Below are 16,428 nucleotides of genomic sequence, written 5' to 3' on the forward strand. Positions count from 1 at the left end.
CCGTGCGGGCCACTCTGCGCTGGGCGCAAGCCGACTTCCGCGCACACCGCGGCGAAGCCCTCTTCGTCGTGCTGGCCAGCGCCGGGATCATCGCCTCGCTCCTGCTGGCCGGCGCGCTGTTCAGCTACGCCGCGAACCCGTGGCAGCGGATCTTCAACCAGTCCCAGGGCGCGCACATCTGGCTGCACACCCGCGCCGGGGCGGACATGGACGCCCTGTCCGGCGTGGACGGGATCGCCGGCCTCTCCGGGCCCTTCCGCACGACGGCGACGACCGTCGAGTCGCGCGGCGCGCGGGCCGGGGTGACGCTGCGCGCAGCCGCCGTGGCACCTCCGGAGACGGGGCGGCCACTCGTCACCGCGGGCAGCTGGCTGGCCCCACCGGACGGCGGCGCCCGGGCCGGCACCGTCGTGCTGGAAAGTTCGGTCGCGCGGGCGCTGTGGGCCGAGCCGGGCGACACGGTACGGGTCACCGGGCCGGACGGCGCCCCGCACGCACTGGAGGTGCGCGGGGTGGCCGAAGCGGCCGAGCCGGGCTACCGGCCGGGCGCCGGACCGGGCATCGGCTGGGTGCTTTCCGGCACCCTCGACGAGATCGCCCATGGCGCCACCGGGCAGAGCGTGGGGCTGCGCCTGGAGGATCCGGACGACACCGACTTCATGGTCCAGCGCGCCGTGACCGTCCTCGGCGCCGACCGGGTGGCCCAGGTCACGAAATGGCAGCAGGCGCGGGCGGAGGCGGGCGGCGACGACCGGCTCCTCGGGCAGATGTTCGCCGTCTTCGGGCTCGGAGCGCTGCTCGCGGCGGCGCTCGCCGCGGCCGGAGCGATCGGTGCCCGGGTCCGCGGTCAGCTCAGGGACATCGCAGTCCTCAAGGCCGTCGGCTTCACTCCCGGCCAGGTGACCCGCGGCTTCCTCGTACAGCATCTGGCCTTCGCGCTCCTCGGGGTGACCGTCGGCACGGCGGCGATCGCCCTGCTGGGCGCCCGGATACCCGGGCGGATCGGGGAGGCGGCGGCGGTGTGGCGGGACCTGCCCGGCCACACCGGGCTGATGATCGGCGTTCCCTGCGGCGCGGTGCTGCTCATCGCGGCGGCAACGGGGCTCTCGGCCTGGCGGGCCGGACGGGTGCCACCGGTGCCGGTGGCCCGGGCGGCGCTGCCGTCGGCCACGCCGATGACCGCGCTCGGCAGGCGGGCGCTCGGAATGCGCGTGCCCCCCGCCCTGGTCCTGGGGTGGCGCGCGGCCTTCCCCCGGCGCGGCCGGACGCTCGCGGCGGTGGCCCGGCTCGCCCTGCCGATGGTGCTCATCACGGTCGCGCTCGTCGCCTGGTCGACGCTGGACCAGTTCCGCAGCCGTCCGGCGAGCATGGGACTGCCCACGGCGCTGACCGTACGGGCCGAGCAGCCCGCCGGGCCGTCGGACCCGGAGCTGGAGAAGACCCTCGCGACGATCCCGGACATCGCCGCGGTCCATCCGGGCGCGGAGATGGCGGCGCTCGTGCCGGGGCAGACCGGCACCATCACGCTCCGCGGTCTGGGCACGGCCCGGCACCCGTATCCCTCCGCGGTGGTGGAAGGGCGCGCGGTCGGCGGTCCGGACGAGGCAGTGGCCGGGCAGGGGCTGCTGGACCTCCTCGGGGTGCACGTCGGCGACTGGGTGCGGATGACCGTCGAGGGTCGGCCGCAGATCCTGCACCTCGTCGGCCGCACCATCGAACCCGAATCCGGCGGCCGGGTGATCACCACGACGATCGACGCGCTGCGGGAGCGCGATCCGCGGCTGCGGCCCGGCTTCCACGCCCTGGTGCTGCGCGAGGGGGCGGACCCCCGGGCGGTGAGCGGCACGCTCGCCGTGGCGGCAGGCGGAACGCTGGAGATCCGGGAGACGCCCAATCCGGCCGACCGGCTGGAACCGGCGCGCGGAGTGATCGCCGCCCTGATCGCGGTGCTGGCACTGATCGGGCTGATCGAACTGCTGACGCTGATCGGCACGGGCGTACGCGACCGGGCCCGGGACCTGCTCGCGCTGAAAGCGATCGGGCTGACGCCCCGGCAGATCGGGTCGATGATCGTGACGGCCGCCGGCTTGACCGCGCTGGTCTCCGCGGTGGGGGGAACGACGGTGGGCGCGCTGTTCGGCAGCTGGCTGGTGGACACCCAGGGCGCGTCGAGCGGGATCGGCGCGGGGATCGCCCAACTGCCCCCGTGGCCCGTGTTGTTGACGGTGATCGTCGTGGCGGTGCTGGGTGCTGTGGCGGCGGCGGCGTTGCCGGCGGCACGGGCGGCACGGCGGCGGCCGGCGGACTCCCTGAGCGAGACGCTCTGACCCACAGGTACGGGCGTGCGTGCCTGGACGCGCGGGTCGGTGCCGGGTGAGCAGGTCCGCGCCAGGACGAACCAGGCATCAGCCCTGCGAGTGAGCACACCTTGACAGGGGGTTGCATTCGTCCCGTCCCCCCTCGGTGTCCGAGATCCGAGAACAGGTGTCGGCGTGGAGGTGACGCTGACATCATGGCGCGGCAGCGGTGGCGCGATTGCCGAGTTGGCCGGAAAGGTGTCGGCGTGGAACGGGACATGGAGTCGTTGCGGGCCGGGGATCCCTCACAGGTGGGCCCGTACCGGATCGCGGCCCGGTTGGGCAGCGGAGGCATGGGGGCCGTCTACCTCGGGCGTTCGCGTGGCGGCCGGTCGGTCGCGGTCAAGGTGATCCGGCCGGAGCTGGCCGAGGATCCGGAGTTCCGGATGCGGTTCGCCCGCGAGGTGAGCGCGGCGCGGCGGGTGAGCGGCGTGTACACGGCCGGGGTCGTCGACGCCGACCCGACCGGGGATCCGCCGTGGCTGGCCACGGCCTACGTCGCCGGGCCCTCGTTGAGCGAAGCCGTACGGGACCACGGGCCCTGGCCCGAGGATTCCGTACTGGCGCTCGCGGCGGGAGTCGCCGAAGCCCTGGAGGCCATCCACGTTCAGGGGGTGGTGCACCGGGATCTGAAGCCGTCCAATGTGCTGCTCTCGTCGGACGGGCCGCGCGTCATCGACTTCGGGATCTCGGCGGTCGCCGAGGCCGTCACCGAACTCACCCGTGCCGGGACACTCATCGGCACGCCCGGCTTCATGGCCCCCGAGCAGCTGACGGGAGGCAGGGTCACCGCGGCCACCGATGTGTTCTCCCTGGGCGCCGTGCTGGCGTTCACCGCCACCGGCAGCGGGCCCTTCGGCACCGGAACCGCCTCGGGGCTGATGTACCGGGTGGTCCACGACGAGCCGGACCTCGGCGCGCTGCCGGTCCGGCTGCGCGCTCTGGTGGCGGGGTGCCTGGCGAAGGATGCAGCCCGGCGCCCGACCGTGTCCGCGCTCCTCGACGAGCTCGCCGGAGTGCTGGACACCACGGCCGCCTTCGCGTGGCTTCCCCCGCATCCGGCCCGGCCGTCGTCCTCGCCCGCGGCCGGAACGCCCGACGTGGCGAAGACTCCCGCCGATCCGCGTACCCCGACGACCGTCGACCCGGTGGCCCCGACCTGGACGGCGCCACCGCCGCTGCCTCCGCATCCGCCGGTGGCCGCCGACGTACCTCGGGGATACGGTCCCCCGACCCTGGCCGGGCCCCGGTCCCGGCGGGGCGCGCTGGTGGCCGCCGGGGCCGCGGTGGTCGTGGTCGGTCTGCTGGCCTGGCTGGTGCCGCGGGCGATCGACGCCGACGACGCCGGCAACACCAGCGGAAAGGGCGACTCGGCGTCCTCCGCGGGGCCGACCACCGGGCCGACGGCCGGGCCGACCGCGGGGCAGGGCGGTGGTGCCGGGAGCACGACCCCCGGCGCCACCCGTGCGCCTGGTTCTCCGGTGTCACGCGTCCCGTCGCAGCCGCTCCCGGTCGTCGGTTCGTGGCAGGGAACCTATCGGTGCGGCCAGGGCCTCACCCGGCTCGACCTCACGATCACCTCGCCGGGCGGGCGGGCACTGGAAGCGGTGTTCGCCTTCTCCGCGCACCCCGACAACCCCGGCGTGCCCAACGGCTCCTTCACCATGATCGGCTCGTTCGAGAGCGGCCGGATGACCCTGCGCGGAGACCGCTGGATCAACCGGCCGCCCGACTACCTCACCGTGGACCTCGACGCGGTGGTCGCCGGGGAACGTCCGGCGGTCATGTCCGGCGCGGTCATCAGCACGGTGGCCAGCTGCACCAACTTCGCGGTCAGTCGCCGACCGTGATCGAACCGCGTGCGCCCCCTTCCGCGGCGCAGGCCAGGCCCGACGAGTGACCCACCCGGGCGCCGAAGGCCGGGCCTCGGCCACCCTCGTGCGGCGGGCGGCGGACCGGGGCCGTTCCCGGCCGCGGACCGGGGCCTTCCCGGCGCGTGACGTGACCACGCGGCCGATACTGGAAGCACCGGTTCCGCGGGCGACGGTCCCCCTGGCCCGCTCAGTACGGAAGGCAGTGGCCGACGCATGTACCCCTCCGCTCCGACGCCCGGCCAGTACGGCGAAACCGTGTTCCCGCCCGATCAGGCCGGTGAGGACGAGCGCATCGACTTCGGCGCCCTCGCCTACGACGACATCACCGTCGCGCGGCTGCGGGAGCTGGGCGCCGGCCCCGGATGGAACTGCCTCGACGTCGGAGCGGGCACCGGCAGCGTCGCACGCCGGCTGCTCGGGGAGCTGGGCGTCGCACGCGTGCTGGCCGTGGACCGCGACGTGCGCTTCCTCGCCGCCCGCCCCCGGCCCGGGCTCGACGTCCTGGAAACGGACATCAGCGCTCCCGGGCTCGCTCCCGGGCGGTTCGACCTGGTGCACGCCCGCTTCGTGCTGATGCACCTGCCCACCCGGGAGCAGCTGATCGCCCGCCTCGGCGAGCTGCTCGTCCCCGGCGGGGTACTGGTGCTGAGCGATGCCATCGACCTGACGAGCGAAGCCGCGCCCGCGAGCCCGTACAGCCGGGCCGTGCGGGCCATGTGGCAGGGTCTGCGCGACACCATCGGCACCGACGTCACCTGGACCCCGCGCTACCCGCAGCTGCTGCACGGCATCGGACTGGCCTCCGTGGCCGCCGAGATCCACGTCCCCCCGCTCTTCCCCGGCAGCCCCATCAGCCGCTTCTGGGCGGGGACATGGGACCGTGCGAGGGCTACGATGACCGCGACCGGCCTGGTGGACGACGCGGACGTCGACGCGGCGATCCGGTACCTCGACTCCCCCGGCTGCGCAGCGCTGTCACCCGGGATGATCACGGCTTGGGGCCGTCGGCCCCCGGCAGGTCGGGGAACGTGACGCCGGTGAGTTCCTCCGACAGCCCCCACAGGCGGCGGGCGCGTACGTCGTCCTGGGCCGCGGGGCTCAGCACGGCGGGGCCGGGGTGCCCGCGTAGCTCGCCCCGGCCCTGCGGGCCCGTGTAGCTGCCGCCGGGCAGGGGCTGCGTGGCGGCGTAGAGGATGGGCAGGGCGCCCATGGCGTCGGACTGGGCCACGAACCGGTTGGTGAGCTTCATGATCGTCCGCTGGACGGGGCTGGCGCTGCCGCTCTGGAGGTTCGTCGCCGCGTACCCGGGGTGGGCGGCGTGTGCCGTGACGGGTGAGCCCACCGCGGTGAGGCGGCGCTGGAGTTCACGGATGAAGAGGAGATTGGCCAGCTTGGACTGCTGGTACGCGCGCCAGGGGCTGTAGTGCTCGCGCGAGTTGAGGTCGTCGAAGTCGATGTCGACGCCCTTCCTGCGGTGCGCGTTGGAGGCCACGCAGACGACCCGGCCGGTGATCCGGGGCAGGAGCAGGTTGGTGAGCGCGAACGGCCCCAGGTGATTGGTGCCCAGCTGCATCTCGAAGCCGTCGGCCGTGCGGCGTTCGGGGATGGCCATGACCCCGGCGTTGTTGATCAGGGTGTCGAGCGGCCCGTCCCACTCCTCGGCGAACGCGTGGACGGAAGCGAGGTCGGCCAGGTCGAGCCTGCGGACCTCGGCGTGCGCCCCGCAGCCGGCCGCCGCGGCCTCGCCCCGGGTGGTGTCCCGCACCGCGAGTACGACCCGTGCGCCCGCCCGCCCGAGCTCGCGGGCCGTGACGGCCCCCAGACCGCTGCTGGCGCCCGTTACCACGATCGTGCGGCCCGTGAGGTCCGGCAGGTCGGCTGCGGACCAGGCCGCGGCGTGCGCGCTCATGCCGTCCAGTATCCCCGCGGACGCGCGGTAATGCGCCAAAGATGGCGTTCGGTCGCCGCCGAGCCGTTTCGCTCGCGGCCGGTGAGGGGCGCTCAGCACCTGTTCGGTGTCTTGTTCACCCGCGATTCGACCCCGGCCTGCAGAGCTTGCGGGCGCACCGCACCCGGTCGGTCGATCGCCGGACCCGGTCGACACGGCCGCCGCTCCGATCGGCGAAGATGGTGGGGTCACTCGTCCTCAGCAGGTGAGGAGCACGCGCGCAGATGCCCCCTTCCGGTCTCGGCTCCAAGCCACCGACGATCGCCGATGTCGCACGTGCCGCCGGTGTGTCGCGCACGACGGTCTCGCACGCCCTCAACGGGCTGGGCAAGGTCGACCCCCGGACGCGGGAGCGCATCAAGCAGGTGGCCGCCGAGCTCGGCTACCGGCCCAACCTGCGTGCCCAGCGGTTGCGGCACGGGCAGGCGAAGGCGATCGCGCTCGCCTCGTCCATGCCGTTCGCGGTGGCCGGAGGGCCTTCCCGGCTCGGGTTCTACATGGAGATCGCCGCCGCTGCCGCCGAGAGCGCGCTCCTGCACGGCTACGCGCTCGTCCTCGTACCGCCCGTGCAGTCCGGTTCAGGGCTGCACTCCGTCGACATCGACGGAGCCATCGTCGTCGAACCTGACGTGAACGACGCGGCGGCTGCCCATCTCAACGAGCGCGGGCTCCCGTACGTGGCTCTCGGCAGGCCCGTCTCGCCCGACGAGGGAGCGCCGTACGTCGATCTGCACGGCGGCCTCGTCGTCGAACTGCTGCTTTCCCACCTGTACGAACAGGGCGCCAGGCGACCGGCGTTGATCACCGGATCCGGCGCACGGCACTCGTCGGTCGACGCACGTGCCGCCTACGAGCGCATCGCCGGGGAGTACGGCTGGGCGCCGATCGTGGCGACCGCCCCCGAGGCGGGAGGCGAACAGGCCGGCTACGAGTGCTGTGCGGCCCTGCTCTGCGAACATCCCGGGATCGACGCCGTCTGCGCGGTGGTGGACGCCTTCGCGGTGGGTGCGGTCGAGGCGATCCGGGACAGCGGGCGCGTCGTACCGGACGACGTCATGGTCGTCACCCGGTACGACGGGCTGCGCGCCCGGACGTGCGGGCCGCCGCTCACGGCCGTCGACCTCCATCTGGACCGGGCGGCGTCCGACGCGGTGGAGCTGCTGCTGGGCCGGCTGCGTGGCGACGTGTCCACCGTCTCGGTGGTCACGTCGCCCGAGCCCCGGCTGATCGCGCGTGCGTCGTCGCTGAGGCGCATCAGCCCCACATGAGCACCAGACCGGAGACCAGCGCGAACACGAGCACGAACAGACGCATTCTGCGGGCGTCCATCCGCTGGTGCACCAGGCGGCTGAGCCACGCTCCGCCGGCGATCGCCGGGAGGAGCACGACCGCCCACCCGAAATCTTCGGGGCGCCCCTCCCCCGTCGCGAACAGCACGACCAGCGAAGCCACTTCACCGACGAGGAAGCACAGGGCGACGGTGGAGCGCAGCTCGGCCGGCGGCCGGTGCTGGTAGACCAGGGCGAGCGGCGGGCCACCGATGCCGGTCGCGGTCTCGGTCAGCCCGGTCACCGCGCCCGCGCCGATGTAGGCGGCCCTGCCGGGTGTGAACTCGGGTGCGGCGAGACTCACGACCGCCGCCAGGACGGTGGCGATGCCCACGAACAGGCCGAGACTGCGGTCCGGGATCAGCCAGAGCAGCGCCAGTCCGCCGGGGGTGGCGGCGAGCCGCGCGACGGTGATCCAGCCCGCGCCGCGCAGATCGAGCGAGGCGCGTTCGCGCCAGGCGACGTACAGGTTGAGCGGGATCATCGACGCCAGGACGAAGACCGGGAGCAGGCCGGGATCGAGGATCCCGGCCACGGGGGCAACGATCAGGGCGAAGCCGAGCCCGCTGCTGCCCTGGACGAACGCGGCCACGGCCACCGTGAGGGCCAGGACGGTCAGCATCTCGGTACTCACTGTGCCGTGCTCCGCGCGCGTGCCGCCGTGGAGGTGGGGTGCACGCGGACGATGGGCGCCCTTTCCCTGGCGGCGCGAGCCACTTCGGTCGCCTGCCGTACGAGTGCGGGACCGTCCCAGGCGGTGGGCCGGCCGCGCCACAGCCGCATGCGTCCGGCGACGAACACGGCGGTGATCTGGTCGCGGTTGCCGCGGCGTACCAGCTCCCACGGCAGGTCGCAGGAGAGCGCGAGTTCCGGGTTGGTGACGTCGACGAGGAGGAAGTCGGCGGCCATGCCCTCGGCGAGGGTGCCCGTACGGGTGCCCAGGCCGACGGCATCGGCGCCGCCGCGGGTGGCGTGCTCGAGCCAGGTCCACCCGGCGCCGCAGGACGAGTCACCGGCGACCAGGCCGTACGCGAGGCGCTGGGCGAATTCGGCCGCTTCGGCGAGTCGGAACCCGTCACCGCGTGTGCCGTCGGTGCCGAGGCCGAAGCGGATGCCACGCTCGGCCATGGCCAGGGCCGGGGCCACCGCGTTGCCCTTCCAGGCGCTGGCGACGGGGTTGTAGCTGACGGCGGTGCCGGTGTCGGCGAGCAGGGCCAGCTCGCGTGGGGCGAGCAGGGTGGCGTGCGCGGCGAGCAATTGCGGCCCGAGCGCGCCGACGTGGTGCAGGTATTCGAGCGGTCGCAGGCCGTGCCGTACCAGGGAGCGTTCGACACCGGCCAGGTGCTCGTTGACGTGGATCTGTACGGTCGCACCGGCCTCTGCGGCGAGGCGGGCGGTGTGCCGCAGGGTCTGGGCGGTGGCCGCCTCGGGGACGGAGACGGCGAGGGAGGGGTGGACGAGTTCGTCGCCGTCGTACCGCGCGAGGTGCTTCGCCGCGCTCGCGGGGACGGAGGGGTCGTTGCTCTCGGCGTCGTCGCAGATGAGTCCCAGCACGCAGCGGATCCCGGCGTCACGGGCGGCGCGGGCGACGACATCGACGTCCACGTCGGCGCGGGTTCCGGCGTCGGTGACGGTGGTGAATCCACCGCGGAGTGACTCGTAGGCCGCCAACTTCGCGGCGACGTAGGCCGATTCCTCGTCGAGTGCGCCCTCCAACGGCACCCATACCCGCCGGAATATCTCCGAGGGCTCCCCGAAGGCGAGGGCGGAGCCGAAGCTCTGCGTGAGGTGGTGGTGAGCGTCGACGAAGCCCGGCATCAGGAGGTGGCCGGGCAGTCGTACGGCATCGAGGTGCGGATGCGTGTGCTGCAGCTCCTCCACGGGGCCGACGGCGCCGAACTTGCCGTCGGTGACGACGATGGCGAGGCCGGCTGTGGGGCCTTCGGGTAGCAGGACGGCGTCCGGTACGAGGAGGAGCGGGCCGGAGCGGTCCAGGAGTTCGCAGGTGAGCTCGTTCATCGGCTGCTTTCCGTGCGGGTGGTGGCCAGGCGGGCGGCTATGCCCGGCCTGATGTGGTGGAAGAGAATGTTGAGCACGGCCGCGACGAACGCGCCGACGGCGACGCCGCTTTCGAGGAGGATGCGGACGTTCGGGGGGAAGCCTGCGTACACGCCCGGGATGAGGATGGGGAGCAGGCCGAGCGCGAGGGCGACGGCACAGATGAAGGTACTGGTGTGCTTGTCGAGGTCCGAGCGGCCGAGCATCTGCACCCCCAGAACGGTGATCACCGCGAAGACGACCATGGCGGTGCCTCCGATGACCGCGGACGGGATGACACTGATCGCACGGGTCACCGGCGCGAGGAACCCGATGCCGATGAGGACCGCCCCGGCCGCGGCGGTGACGAAGCGGCTGCGTACGCCGGTGACGCGGACGATCCCGATGTTCTCGCCGCTCGTCACCATCAGCGGCAGTCCGAAGAATCCGCCCATGAGGGAGACGAGCGCATCACCGCGGACCGTCTTGGGGACGTCGGTGCGCTTGTCGATCTCCTTGCCGACGGCCTCGGCGTTGATGACCGTCTGGCCGGTGGCCTCCGCCATGGAGGCGAGGCTGTAGAGCATCAGCGGCAGCGCGGCGAGCAGGTTGAACTGGGGCGAGCCGAACGGCATCAGCTGCGGCATGGTGACCAGACCGCCTTCGGTGGCGCGACCGAGGTCGAGGTTGCCGAGAACTGCCGCCAGGGCGGTGCCGGCGAGCAGACCGAGCATGACGGCGAGCTGGCGCAGGACGCCGGTGAAGAGCAGGTAGAAGACGACGGTGAAGCCGATCGTCGCCATGCCGAGCGCGAGATTCGCGGTGTCGGCGAAGCCGGGCCGGCCGGGGCGGCCGGTGACGAGGACCGCGCCGACCTTCACCAGGTTGACGCCCACGATGACGACCATCGTGCCGATGACGAGGGCCGGGAAGAAGACGAGCAGCCGCGAGAAGACCGGCAGGACGACGAAGTAGAAGGCGGCGGTGAGGATGACCGCTCCGGTGGCCGTGCGCAGGCCGTGCTGCTCGGCGATGGCGAGGAACAGGATGAGCGGCGCGCCGCCCGGCAGCATCACGAACGGCAGACGGGGCCCGAACTTCCACGGCCCGAGCGACTGGATCAGGGACCCGACACCGGATAGCACGAACGCGGCGGACAGCAGATTGACCGTCAGACCGGGGTCGAGGCGCAGGGTGGCGCTCATGAGGAAGACCGCCGAGATCGGCGTGGCCGCCATGACGAGGACGTGCTGGATGCCGAAGAGCAGGATCCGGCCGAGGGGGCGCGACTCGTCGACGGGGTGCGTGGGCTCCGGCGTTGGTGGCGGTTGCGTACCGGGGAGGGTCTGGCGGGCACTGGACACGTTTGAGCTCCGTTCGGCGTCTGGCACGTTCGGGTTTCAGCGGCGATTCAGGCCCTGGACGGAGAGCCAAATCGATTTGGCCAAATCGATTTGGCCGCCAGTATGTGAGGGCGGACGGCCGGGGTCAAGAGCCGGGACGTGGCAAACGACGAGAGCGCGCAAGACGGGGTCTACGCGGGCCGGTTCCCTGCTGTGGGGCACGGCCCCCGGGCCTTTCGGCTGCGGTGACGGGCTGTTCGGTCCCCCGCTACGGCCGACCACGGTGGGCACGTCGCGTACGGATCCCGGCAGACCCCCGAGCCCGCGCTGCTCGGGTGGAGGAGGATGCCGCCCATGGCGCTGCGTCACATGTGTGACCGAGCACCTGGGACGATGGTCAGTCCACTGCCCGGCTCCACCGCGGCGAGAACGCGAGGCCGCCAAGACGGAACGAAGGGACGAAGGGACGAAGGGACGAAGGGACGAAGGAACATACCGCCAGGCCGCCTCGTTGACCCCAGGTCTACTGGTCCACACCGCGAACCCGAGGTGTACTTTGCCCGATACCTCGTCCACCGTCACCGAGCCCCCTCTCCCGCCCCTCGCCGCACAGGCAGATCACCTGATCCGGCTCGGGCTGCACACGCTCGCCGGGATGCCCGCCGACGAGCTGCGCACCTTCGCCGAGGACGCCGGCCGTAGCGACGGCGACGCCCTGCTCGCCATCCACCCGGACCGCGCCCCCGCCTCCGTCCTCGCACCGCTGCTCCGCCACGACGGCAAGTCCGGGTTCGTCGTCACCGACATGCCCGACGTCGACCGCTTCGCCCCGTCCACCATCGAGCTGCCCGACACCCCCCTCTACCTCGTCACCGGACTCGACCGCGGCGACCACTTGGCCAACTGGAGCCCGGACGAGGCCCTGCCCGCCCTCACCGAGGAGAACCGCACCCCGCTGCTGCTCACCGAGGGCATCCACTGGGTGCTGCAACAGCCGGCGGTCCTCGAGCGGAACCATTGCTTCATGACCATCGGGTCCCGGCTGCGCAAGGCGAACGGCGCCTTGGACGCCCGCACCCCGGCGATCTGGATCAGCAACGGCACGGGGCGCGACGGCCGCGAGCGGCGCAACGCCCCCAAGGTCGGCTGGTGCTGGTGGGGCAACCGCCACACCTGGCTGGGCTTCGCCTCCGCTGCGGGCCGCGGACACCAGACCCTGTCGAGGCGGTGACGACGCCCACGAGATCCGGCGCGGAGATCACCCTGAACGGATCAGTCCTCGTCCGGCACCGCCCATGCACCGTCACGACCGGACATCGCGACGAAGTACGGGTTCGCGGCCTCGGCGGTCCGTGCCAACTCGTCGGCTCCGGCCGCGTCCCCCGCTGCGCGGAGGGCGCGTACGAGGTCGTGCGCGCAGGTGGCCTCCTGCCAGGCGTAGCCTCCGGCGGCGTAGATCGCACGGGCGGCCGCGAGCTCGCGGCGCGCATCCGCCGCTCTGCCGGTCTCCCGGTACGCGACGCCCAGCAGATGACCTGCCGCCGCCTCGGCATGGGTGTCACCTGCCTCGCGGCAGGTGCGTACGGCGCTCTCCAGCGCCGGCACGGCCTCGTCGGCGTGGCCGGAGCGCAGGTGCAGCCAGCCCAGGTCGCGGAGGGTGTGCGCGTGCCAGAGGGTATGGCCGACCTCGGCGAAGACCGTGAGCGCCGTCTGCGCTTCCTCACGGGCGCGGTCCATGTCGCCGAGACCCGCGAAGAGCCGGATCCGGGCGTTGCGCACGCGCCCGGACCACAGGCGCTCACCGAGCTGGTCGAACATCTGCAGGGCGCGCTCGTAGCTCGCGAGTGCGGCGGTGCGCTGTCCGAGCAGCCGCTGCACCCGCCCCTGGACGTACAGCGTGCGGGCTTCCCACGTCCGGTCGCCCAGGCGCCGGAAGCCGGCGGAGGAGGCGCGCAGCAGCTCCCCGGCTTCGGCGAACTCCCTCTTGTAGGCCAGTGTCTCGGCGAGGGTGCGGCGCAGTCGGGCCTGCGCCCGCAGGTCCGCGAACCCCTCGGCGACGGCGAGGGCCTCGCGCTGGCACGACTCCCCCTCGGAGGGCATGCCCTGTGCCCGCTTGATCTCGCCCAGCATTTCCAACGCGAGGGCCAGGTGCCAGCCGTCACCCAGCGCGCGGAGCTGCTCCACGGCGGTGGACATGTGCGCGGCTGCCACGTCGTAGCGGCCCTGCTCCCGCTCGATCCGGGCGGTGAGCGCGAGTGTCCTGGCTGCCTCGTGAGGCCCGCTGTCCGGTCCGCCACCGTCTTCAAGGGCGGCCAGGGCGCCGGTGAAGTCCTGGTCGGCCAGCCGCAGCGCCGCCCGCGCCCGGGCGTGCGCCGACCGGGGACCGGTCTGGGGTGCGGCGAACACCGCCGTGAGGGCCTCGGACGCGAGGCCGAGGTCGTCAAGGAAGTAGGAGGCGCACTCGGCGATCAGGGGCGCCACCTCGGGCAGCCCGACCCGGGCGGCCCGGTCGTGCACCCACATCAGTCGTTCCGCCTCGGTGGCGAACCATTCCGCGGCCGGCTGCCCGGCTGCGCTCGCCGCGGGGGTCACGGACTCGCGGGCGGCCAGCTCGGGCGCGCGGACCGCGGCGAGCCTCAGCGCGGCGTCGCGGTAGCCGAGGACGGCCCTGCGCTCCGTCAGGCGGCGTTCCTCCGGTGGCAGCTGACCGTACTGGTCGTGGGCGAAGACACGGACCAGGTCATGCAGCCGGTACTCAGGCTCCGGGTTCGAGGCGTTTCCGCTCGCTTCCATCAGCGCCGTCTCCATCAGTTCGTCCAGAGCACCGGTCGCGGCCGCGGCATCGTCGGCCACCAGCCCGACGTGCCACTCGGTCAGCCGTCCGCGCGGCAGGCCGCCCAGGGCGCCCAGCATCCGCTGGGCGGGGTCCGACAGGTCGCGGTGGCTGAGCAACAGACATGCCTGCAGGCTGCTGTCCTCGAACGCGAGCTCGCGCAGGCGTGATCTCTCGTCCTCCAGCCGGGCCCTCATCCGCCGCAGAGTGAGGTCGGCGCGGGACTGCAGCCGTGCGCCGACGATCCGCAGGGCGATGGGAAGCCGGCCGCAGAAGTGGACGATCTCCAGCGCGGCGGCGGGATCCTCCAGAACCCGCGACCGGCCGGCGTAGTGCGAGAGGACCGCGAGCGCCTCGCCCTCTTCCGGCAGGGACACCCGGATCTCCTCGCGGTGGCTGATGTTGCCGACCGACAGGGCCCTGCGGCTGGTGATGACGACCCCGCATCCGGGACCGGACGGGATCAGGGGCCTGATCTGCTCGGTGGAATGCGCATTGTCCAGGAGTACGAGCATCCGTAACCGGCCTGCCATCGACCGGAACAAGGACGCCCGGTCGCCCACGCTGCGCGGGATCTCGGCCGTGGCCACCCCGAGGCTGCGCAGGAAGTGTTCCAGAGCCTGGGCGCTGGAGACCGGCGCGGTGCCGTCGCCCCGTAGGTCGATGTACAGGCGCGCGTCCGGATAGCTGCCCTTGACCTGGTGGGCTGCGTACAGCGCCAGCGTCGTCTTCCCCGTGCCGGCCGCGCCGTGCACCACGACGACCTGCGCCCGGCCGTGGGCGGGGTCGGCGGTGTTCAGGGCTGCTCCGGCCGGTGCGACGTCCTCCAACATGCTGCAGAGTGCGCGGGCCAGCGTGGTGCGTCCGATGAGGACGGGCACGGGTTCGAGCTGGTCGACGTCGGGGCGGTCGCCGGCGGCCCCGGTCCGGCCGGCGTCGGACCCGCGCTCCGCCGTGAACGTGAGGACGGCAACCGATCCCATGGCCGCGACCATGCCCCCGACCGCCCATTTCGTGGGGAGCCCGATGCCGAAGAGGAGGTCCCCGAGCATGCCGCCCGACGCAGCCACCGCAAGAGTCGCCGGGACCAGCCAGCGCCGCTGCCCCAGGCCCGTACGCACTCCTGTCATCCGACTCAACCCCCTCGCAGATCCACCTAGTTGGATGATCTCATGGCGCTCACGCCGGCGAACTCGAATCGGCGCCGGCCGGCTTCTGCCTGCGGGTCCGGCCCTGCCCGTCCGCACACCGTCACCTGCGCACCGCGTGGGACGTCACCCGTTGGCTCTGGGCCGTGGCGGTCATTGTCCCGGCTGTTCGGGGGACCTGCGGACCATCCCCGTGCTCCGTCCACCCTTCGCGGGCATCCCTGGGTGAAACGGAAAGAGAGACACGATGCCGCTCTATCTATCGAGGTTCCGCTACACGCCGGAGACGTGGGCGAGGCTGATCGGCCATCCCGAGGACCGCGCGAAAGCCGCCCAGTCGTACATCGAGTCGGTCGGGGGAAAGCTCCACGGGTTCTGGTACGCCTTCGGCACGCACGACGGCTACAACCTGTGGGAAGCCCCCGACAACGTCTCCATGGCCTCGGTGGCCCTGGCGATCAGTGGAGGCGGCGCGCTCAGCTCGTTCGAGACGACCGTTCTGCTGACCGTCGACGAAACGCTGGATGCCCTGCGCAGAGCCGAGGAAGTCCGGTACCGGGCTCCTGGCGCGCAGCGGTGAGCGATGCCCGGAATCCGTGGGCCCGGCTACCACCGGGATGGCCCCGCGATTACGGTCGGCCCTGACGTGGAAGCGATCTCGGCATGACCGAAAGCGCGAGTCCCTACATCTCCTCGGCCCGGGTCACCGTACTCGGCGTACATCCCGGTGTCCCGCCGTTCCGCATCGTGGAGATCGACGGCGAGGTCGTCGGCACCGCCAGATCCATGACGGACGTGCTCCTGACCGCCGCTGCCGCCGGCATCACGATCCACGACCTGGGCGACCCGGGCGAGGTCCGGTGGGTCGGCGGCGGGCAGTACCACTGGAGTCCGCACTGACGGGGCGGCCGTCAGTGCGGCCCCGGATCCGGGCCGTACGCAGATGATCACTCGGATGCCGTGCCGGGCAGGCGGGCCGGACCTGTCGGCTCTTGACTGGGTGAAGTCGAACCAGGGAGATGCGATGACAGTGGGCGCACGAATGCGCGGGTTGGCGGGTGTGATGGTGGCCCTCGCGGTGGGAACCGCGGGATGTTCGGACGGAGGCGGTCCGTCCGGGGTGGCCTCGAAAGCGGCGTCCGCCGTGGAGTCGGCGGGGGCGGTGGTTTCGTCGGCCGCGTCCGAGGCGTCGGACACCGTCGAGTCGGCCGCAGCCGTCGCGAAGGACAAGCTCTCCGGGGTCAAGAACGGCATTGACGCGAAGGACGACGTCAGACTCGGTGAGCCCACGACGGACAGCGAGGGCCGCACCACCGTCTCCGTCTCGGCCAGGAACTCTGACGGCTCGAAGAAGTCCTTTGCCGTACAGGTGAACTTCAAGGACGAGGGCGGCAAGCTGCTGGACACCGTGGTGGTGACGATCCCGGACGTGGCTGCGCAAGCGACCGGCGAGGGCACCGCGCGCAGCACCCACACGCTGTCGGGCACGGTCAAGGCGGAAACGGGGACGGCTCTTCGCTACTGAGCCGAAGGGCGGAAGCCCCGGCCGCAAGCAGCGGT

General features: G+C 72.7%; 13 protein-coding genes. 8 read left to right on the forward strand and 5 right to left on the reverse strand.

Annotated features, from left to right (window positions below; translation table 11 throughout):
- Positions 1-2: 2 nt before the first annotated feature.
- From AB0D48_RS30135 to AB0D48_RS30145, 3 genes are all read left to right on the forward strand, one after another.
- The gene (locus AB0D48_RS30135) at positions 3-2,327 is read left to right on the forward strand and encodes an FtsX-like permease family protein (protein ID WP_362403868.1); all 2,325 of its coding nucleotides are present in this window, start codon (positions 3-5) and stop codon (positions 2,325-2,327) included.
- 236 nt (positions 2,328-2,563) lie between these two features.
- Positions 2,564-4,207 carry a protein kinase gene (locus AB0D48_RS30140; RefSeq protein ID WP_362403871.1) on the forward strand — a complete coding sequence of 548 codons (1,644 nt, stop codon included), beginning with the start codon at positions 2,564-2,566 and terminating at the stop codon, positions 4,205-4,207.
- 237 nt (positions 4,208-4,444) lie between these two features.
- Positions 4,445-5,263 carry a methyltransferase gene (locus AB0D48_RS30145; RefSeq protein ID WP_362403874.1) on the forward strand — a complete coding sequence of 273 codons (819 nt, stop codon included), beginning with the start codon at positions 4,445-4,447 and terminating at the stop codon, positions 5,261-5,263.
- Here the strand turns inward: AB0D48_RS30145 and AB0D48_RS30150 are convergent.
- The gene (locus AB0D48_RS30150) at positions 5,220-6,140 is read right to left on the reverse strand and encodes an oxidoreductase (protein WP_362403877.1); all 921 of its coding nucleotides are present in this window, start codon (positions 6,138-6,140) and stop codon (positions 5,220-5,222) included. The two genes, AB0D48_RS30145 and AB0D48_RS30150, sit on opposite strands and share 44 nt — an antisense overlap.
- A gap of 263 nt (positions 6,141-6,403) precedes the next feature.
- Between AB0D48_RS30150 and AB0D48_RS30155 the strand changes: the two genes are divergently transcribed.
- Positions 6,404-7,447 (forward strand): substrate-binding domain-containing protein, encoded by a 1,044-nt coding sequence (locus tag AB0D48_RS30155; RefSeq protein ID WP_362403880.1) that lies wholly within the window; start codon positions 6,404-6,406, stop codon positions 7,445-7,447.
- On the opposite strand, the gene AB0D48_RS30160 is transcribed toward AB0D48_RS30155, so the two are convergent.
- From AB0D48_RS30160 to AB0D48_RS30170, 3 genes are read right to left on the reverse strand one after another with little or no spacing between them, the layout of a single operon-like run.
- Positions 7,434-8,141 carry a sulfite exporter TauE/SafE family protein gene (locus AB0D48_RS30160; protein WP_362403883.1) on the reverse strand — a complete coding sequence of 236 codons (708 nt, stop codon included), beginning with the start codon at positions 8,139-8,141 and terminating at the stop codon, positions 7,434-7,436. The two genes, AB0D48_RS30155 and AB0D48_RS30160, sit on opposite strands and share 14 nt — an antisense overlap.
- Positions 8,138-9,526: an amidohydrolase family protein gene (locus tag AB0D48_RS30165; protein ID WP_362403886.1), complete on the reverse strand. Its 1,389-nt coding sequence runs from the start codon at positions 9,524-9,526 to the stop codon at positions 8,138-8,140. The genes AB0D48_RS30160 and AB0D48_RS30165 overlap by 4 nt, the downstream gene beginning before the upstream one ends.
- Entirely contained in the window at positions 9,523-10,908 is a 1,386-nt protein-coding gene (locus tag AB0D48_RS30170; protein ID WP_362403889.1) for a solute carrier family 23 protein, read from the reverse strand. The genes AB0D48_RS30165 and AB0D48_RS30170 overlap by 4 nt, the downstream gene beginning before the upstream one ends.
- 535 nt (positions 10,909-11,443) lie before the next feature.
- Here AB0D48_RS30170 and AB0D48_RS30175 point away from each other — a divergent pair.
- Positions 11,444-12,118 (forward strand): DUF5701 family protein, encoded by a 675-nt coding sequence (locus tag AB0D48_RS30175; RefSeq protein ID WP_362403892.1) that lies wholly within the window; start codon positions 11,444-11,446, stop codon positions 12,116-12,118.
- Between the two features lie 41 nt (positions 12,119-12,159).
- Here the strand turns inward: AB0D48_RS30175 and AB0D48_RS30180 are convergent, their stop codons facing one another.
- The gene (locus AB0D48_RS30180; protein ID WP_362403895.1) at positions 12,160-14,850 is read right to left on the reverse strand and encodes a tetratricopeptide repeat protein; all 2,691 of its coding nucleotides are present in this window, start codon (positions 14,848-14,850) and stop codon (positions 12,160-12,162) included.
- A 265-nt stretch (positions 14,851-15,115) separates the two neighbouring features.
- On the opposite strand from AB0D48_RS30180, the gene AB0D48_RS30185 reads away from it, so the two are divergent.
- From AB0D48_RS30185 to AB0D48_RS30195, 3 genes are all read left to right on the forward strand, one after another.
- Positions 15,116-15,448 (forward strand): GYD domain-containing protein, encoded by a 333-nt coding sequence (locus tag AB0D48_RS30185; RefSeq protein WP_362403898.1) that lies wholly within the window; start codon positions 15,116-15,118, stop codon positions 15,446-15,448.
- Positions 15,449-15,531: 83 nt separating this feature from the next.
- A complete protein-coding gene (locus tag AB0D48_RS30190; RefSeq protein WP_362403900.1) occupies positions 15,532-15,768 on the forward strand; it encodes a hypothetical protein in 237 nt (78 codons plus the stop codon).
- 220 nt (positions 15,769-15,988) lie between these two features.
- Positions 15,989-16,393: a hypothetical protein gene (locus AB0D48_RS30195; protein WP_362403903.1), complete on the forward strand. Its 405-nt coding sequence runs from the start codon at positions 15,989-15,991 to the stop codon at positions 16,391-16,393.
- Positions 16,394-16,428 lie beyond the last annotated feature (35 nt).

It is taken from the genome of Streptomyces sp. NPDC048269 (assembly GCF_040652395.1).
Taxonomy (GTDB): Bacteria; Actinomycetota; Actinomycetes; order Streptomycetales; family Streptomycetaceae; genus Streptomyces.

Coding starts and splice junctions, on each gene's coding strand:
- AB0D48_RS30190 (WP_362403900.1), top strand. CDS start 15,532: ATGACCGAAAGCGCGAGTCCCTACATCTCCTCGGCCCGGGTCACCGTA.
- AB0D48_RS30180 (WP_362403895.1), bottom strand. CDS start 14,850: ATGACAGGAGTGCGTACGGGCCTGGGGCAGCGGCGCTGGCTGGTCCCG.
- AB0D48_RS30155 (WP_362403880.1), top strand. CDS start 6,404: ATGCCCCCTTCCGGTCTCGGCTCCAAGCCACCGACGATCGCCGATGTC.
- AB0D48_RS30165 (WP_362403886.1), bottom strand. CDS start 9,526: ATGAACGAGCTCACCTGCGAACTCCTGGACCGCTCCGGCCCGCTCCTC.
- AB0D48_RS30185 (WP_362403898.1), top strand. CDS start 15,116: ATGCCGCTCTATCTATCGAGGTTCCGCTACACGCCGGAGACGTGGGCG.
- AB0D48_RS30150 (WP_362403877.1), bottom strand. CDS start 6,140: ATGAGCGCGCACGCCGCGGCCTGGTCCGCAGCCGACCTGCCGGACCTC.
- AB0D48_RS30145 (WP_362403874.1), top strand. CDS start 4,445: ATGTACCCCTCCGCTCCGACGCCCGGCCAGTACGGCGAAACCGTGTTC.